The following is a 4,086-nucleotide window of genomic DNA, read 5'->3' as shown; positions in this document are numbered from 1 at the left end:
GGGTGCGGCGGGCCGGGGCACCTTCCGCGGCGCCCGTACCCGCACCGGACCCCGCTCCCCCCGCCGTCCGCGCCCGGCGCGCCGGGCGGGCCGGGGCCTCCGGGAGCTGGCCCTTCAGCGGGCCCCACTCGTTGGGGTCGGGGACCCCGGGGGGCAGCATCTGGCGGCGTTTCGGGGTGCCGTGGCCCGATTCGCCCGGTTCCTTCGCGCCCGGCCACGCCTTCGCGACGCGGGCCGCGAGGACGAAGTCCTTGCGCAGCGGGTGCCCCTCGAAGGTCTCCGGGAGGAGGAGCGGGATCAGGTTCGGGTGGCCCTCGAAGCGCAGGCCGAACATCTCGTGCGTCTCGCGCTCGTGCCAGGCCGCGCCCGCGTAGACGTCGACGGCCGAGGCGAGCACGGGCGTCTCGTGGGGCACGGTCGTACGGAGCAGCAGGCGCCGCACGGGCGTGAGCGCGACGACGTGCGCGCACACGCGGAAGCCCGTGCCGGGTTCGTCCACGGCCGAGAGCCAGTCGAAGTACGTGCAGCCGAGGACGCGGCGGGCGGTGTCGAGCGCCGCCGTCCACGTGTCCGCCGGGACGTCGACGGTCAGCAGCCCGTACGCCTCCTCGGCGCTCGCGCCCGTACCGAAGACCTCCTCGGCGGGTGCCGGAAGCCAGCCGGTCACCGCTCCCCCTCCGGCGGCTGGACGAGCCCGCTGCGGAGCGCGGCCACCGGGGTGCGCCGCCGGTACCGCTCGGCGGGCGCCTCGTGCGCGATCTTCTCCTGGAGCTTGAGGATGCCCTGGAGCAGCGCCTCGGGGCGCGGCGGGCAGCCCGGCACGTACACGTCGACGGGGATGATCTGGTCGACGCCCTTCGTGACGGAGTACGAATCCCAGTACGGGCCGCCGCAGTTGGAGCAGGCGCCGAAGGAGATCACGTACTTCGGCTCGGGCATCTGCTCGTAGAGGCGCTTGACGGCGGGGGCCATCTTGTCCGTCACCGTGCCCGAGACGACCATCAGGTCGGCCTGCCGGGGGCCGGGCGCGAAGGGGATGACGCCGAGGCGGATGAAGTCGTGGCGGGACATCGACGCGGCGATGAACTCGATGGCGCAGCAGGCGAGCCCGAAGTTGAAGACCCACAGGCTGTAGCGGCGGCCCCAGTTGAGGACGACCTTCATGGGCTGCGGGGCGAGCCGCGAGAGCACGCCGGTCGTACCGGCGGGCGGCGCGGTGGGGTCGGGGAGGTCCACGGGCGCCGGAGCGGCGGTGGCGGGGGTGGCGGGCACGGGGTCGCCCGCTGCGGTGTGCACGGGGGTCACGTCCATTCCAGGACGCCCTTCTTCCAGGCGTAGAGGAGTCCGATGGCGAGGAAGCCGAGGAAGACGAACATCTCGACGAGCGTCGTCGCCCCGTAGCCGGGCGCGGCGAAGACCGTGGCCCAGGGGAAGAGGAAGATCGAGTCCACGGCGAAGATGACGTAGAGGAACGCGTAGACGTAGTAGCGGACCTGGGTGTGCGCCCAGCCCTCGCCGACCGGGTCGACCCCGCACTCGTACGTCAGGAACTTCTCGCGCGTCGGTACGACGGGCCGCAGCAGGCGCCCGGCCGCGAAGGCGAAGGCGACGAAGAGGACGCCGGCCGCCGTGATGACGCCGACGAGGGTGTAGGCGTGGAAGTAGCCGGAGGCGGCGAGGGAGGTGAGGGGGTCGGTGGTGCCCGGGGGGTGCGGGGGTACGGGCGCTCTCCAGGGTTCCGCCACGTCCGTCCTCCTCCGTTCCGTTCCGCTCCGCCGCCGCTGCTCGCCGTCCGGCCCGCTCGCGCCCGGTCTCGGCCGGGCGCGCGTGTCACGTACGGTCCCCGGCCGGGCGCGCGTGTCACGTACGGTCCCCGGCCGTGCCCGCACGGGCACCCACGGGAGTCTAGGGCCTGCTAAAGAAACGGTAAGCAGTGAGGTCCGGGGCGGGAGGGCGCGGGCGGCGGGGACGGTGGGGATTTCCCCCCTCCCCCGGTCCGGGCGACCTCATGGCGTCCGCCGCGCCGAGCGGGCAGGCTGGGGCCCATGACCGCATCGGTGACCTCTCAGGACCAGCGCGATCCCGGCGCTCCGCCCCGCGTGGGCCTCGCGTATCCGGGGGCGACGTGGAAGGAGTTCGCGCACCTGCTGGCCAATCTTCCGGCCACTGTGCTCGGCTTCGTCTACAGCGTCCTGTTCGTCTCGCTCGGCGTCGGGCTCGCCGTGACGGTCGTCGGTCTGCCCGTGCTCGTCCTCGGGCTGCGCGGGGCGCGGCTGCTGGGGCGGGCGGAGCGGGGGCGGGCGCGGCGCCTGCTCGGGGTGCGGGTCGAGGAGCCGAGCCCGATCCCGCGCGGCGACGGCGGCGGGGTGCTGGGGCGGCTGTGGGACGGCGTGAAGGACCCGGTGGGGTGGCGCACCGCGCTGTACTCCGTGATCCGGCTGCCGTGGGGCATCGTGACGTTCACGGTGTCGCTGGTGTCGTTCTTCGCGCTGTGGCCCGTGCTCGGTTATCTCCTGCGGGGCATGGCGAACGTGGACCGGGCGATGGTGCGGGGTCTGCTCTCGCCCTCGGACGAGCTGGAGCGCCGCATCGCCGAACTGGAGTCGGGGCGCGGCGTCGTGGTCGACACGGCGGCGGCGGACCTGCGGCGCATCGAGCGGGATCTGCACGACGGGGCGCAGGCGCGGCTCGTGGCGCTCGCGATGGGGCTCGGGCTCGCGAAGGAGAAGGTGATCGAGGACCCCGAGGCGGCGGCGCTCATGGTCGAGGAGGCGCACGGCGAGGTGAAGCTCGCGCTCCAGGAGCTGCGCGACCTCGCGCGCGGCATCCACCCCGCCGTCCTCACCGACCGGGGGCTCGACGCGGCGCTCTCGGCGGTCGCGGCGCGGTGCACGGTGCCGGTACGGGTCGAGGTGGACCTGCGGCAGCGGCCCGCCGAGGCGATCGAGGGCATCGCGTACTTCACCGTCTCCGAGCTGCTCCAGAACGTCAGCAAGCACAGCGGCGCCCGCACGGCGGCCGTCGAGGTGTGGCGCGCGGGCGACCGGCTGCTGCTCCAGGTGCACGACGACGGGCACGGGGGCGCCTCGCTCGACGGCGGTACGGGCATGGCGGGCCTCGCCGAACGCCTCGGCGCGGTCGACGGCCTCTTCGTCATCGACTCACCGCGCGGCGGCCCGACGACCATCACGGCCGAACTCCCCTGGCGGGACCGGGGCGAGGACCGGGCGGGTCGGAAGGTGACGGGGAAGCGGTAGCCCGCGAGCGGGGGCATGGGCTCACTACGGGTGCGGGGCGGCCGGTTCGGGGCGCCCCGCACCCGTACGTCCCCGCACCTCTGCCCTCGCACCCGTACGTCCCCGCACCTCTGCCCCGGCGCCCGTACCCCGGTCGCGACCTCACCCGATCAGCGGTACGTGCGCACCGGCCGCTCTCCTACGCTCCGCTCTGCGGGTGCCGTGGTGGCCCGGAGCGCCGGGGCTTCGTCGCGGCTTCGCACGGTGCGCGGCCGGTGCGGACCGAGGTCGGACGCACGGCACCTGATGCCCCAGCACTTGGCGCCCCGGCACCTGGCACCCAGCCGCCTGACGTCCCGACGCCCGACGCCCGACGCCCGACGCCCGACGCCCGCGAAGGTCCCCATGCGCCTCCCCGTCCTCACCCTCCTCGCCACCCTCTTCACCGCCGCCGCGGGAGTCGCCGCCGCCGGGGGGAGCGCCACCGGGCGCGATGTCCTCGTGGCGGACGGGCTGCGGCAGATCACCGTGACCGCCGGGGCGGACGGCGCTCTCACGCCCGCCCGGCTCGCGGAGGCCGGGCGGCTGGAGGGGGTGCGCGAGATCGTGCCCGACTACGTGGCGGACCTGCGCGGTCCCTCGTACCTCCTCACGAGCCACACCCTCACGCCCGCCGAGGCCCCGCCCGTCACCGGGGGCAGCCTCCCCGCGCGGCTCGGGCCGCGGGACGTCGTGCTCCCCGAGCGCGTCGGCGGCACGGACCTCCGGCGGTACGTGGGCCGGGACGTGGCCTTCCGCGACGCGCCCGCGCTCCGCGTCGTCGCCGTGTACGACCCGCGCTGGCAGCCGA

General features: G+C 75.2%; 5 protein-coding genes. 2 read left to right on the top strand and 3 right to left on the bottom strand.

The window, feature by feature from the left end:
- The 3 genes from G3I42_RS27315 to G3I42_RS27305 all read right to left on the bottom strand — a co-directional run.
- The coding region (locus G3I42_RS27315) for an NADH-quinone oxidoreductase subunit C (protein WP_164290298.1) at window positions 1-667 on the bottom strand (667 nt) is incomplete at its 3' end.
- Window positions 664-1,311, bottom strand: coding sequence for an NADH-quinone oxidoreductase subunit B (locus G3I42_RS38500; RefSeq protein WP_164290296.1), 648 nt, complete (start codon window positions 1,309-1,311; stop codon window positions 664-666). The genes G3I42_RS38500 and G3I42_RS27315, both read right to left, overlap by 4 nt.
- Window positions 1,302-1,634, bottom strand: coding sequence for an NADH-quinone oxidoreductase subunit A (locus G3I42_RS27305; RefSeq protein WP_164290302.1), 333 nt, complete (start codon window positions 1,632-1,634; stop codon window positions 1,302-1,304). The genes G3I42_RS38500 and G3I42_RS27305 overlap by 10 nt, the downstream gene beginning before the upstream one ends.
- 411 nt (window positions 1,635-2,045) lie before the next feature.
- Between G3I42_RS27305 and G3I42_RS27300 the strand changes: the two genes are divergently transcribed.
- Together G3I42_RS27300 and G3I42_RS27295 are read left to right on the top strand one after the other, a co-directional pair.
- Window positions 2,046-3,257, top strand: coding sequence for a sensor domain-containing protein (locus tag G3I42_RS27300; protein ID WP_203607411.1), 1,212 nt, complete (start codon window positions 2,046-2,048; stop codon window positions 3,255-3,257).
- Between the two features lie 384 nt (window positions 3,258-3,641).
- Window positions 3,642-4,086: hypothetical protein (locus G3I42_RS27295; protein ID WP_203607410.1), on the top strand; the 445-nt coding region annotated here is incomplete at its 3' end.

It is taken from the genome of Streptomyces sp. SID11385 (assembly GCF_010548245.1).
GTDB lineage: Bacteria > Actinomycetota > Actinomycetes > Streptomycetales > Streptomycetaceae > Streptomyces.
Note: the sequence above shows the minus strand (reverse complement) of the source record. Positions and strands in the feature narration are given on the sequence as shown.

Bases quoted from the DNA above. Each gene is read 5' to 3' on its own strand.
- G3I42_RS38500 (WP_164290296.1), bottom strand. From the start codon at position 1,311: ATGGACGTGACCCCCGTGCACACCGCAGCGGGCGACCCCGTGCCCGCC.
- G3I42_RS27300 (WP_203607411.1), top strand. From the start codon at position 2,046: ATGACCGCATCGGTGACCTCTCAGGACCAGCGCGATCCCGGCGCTCCG.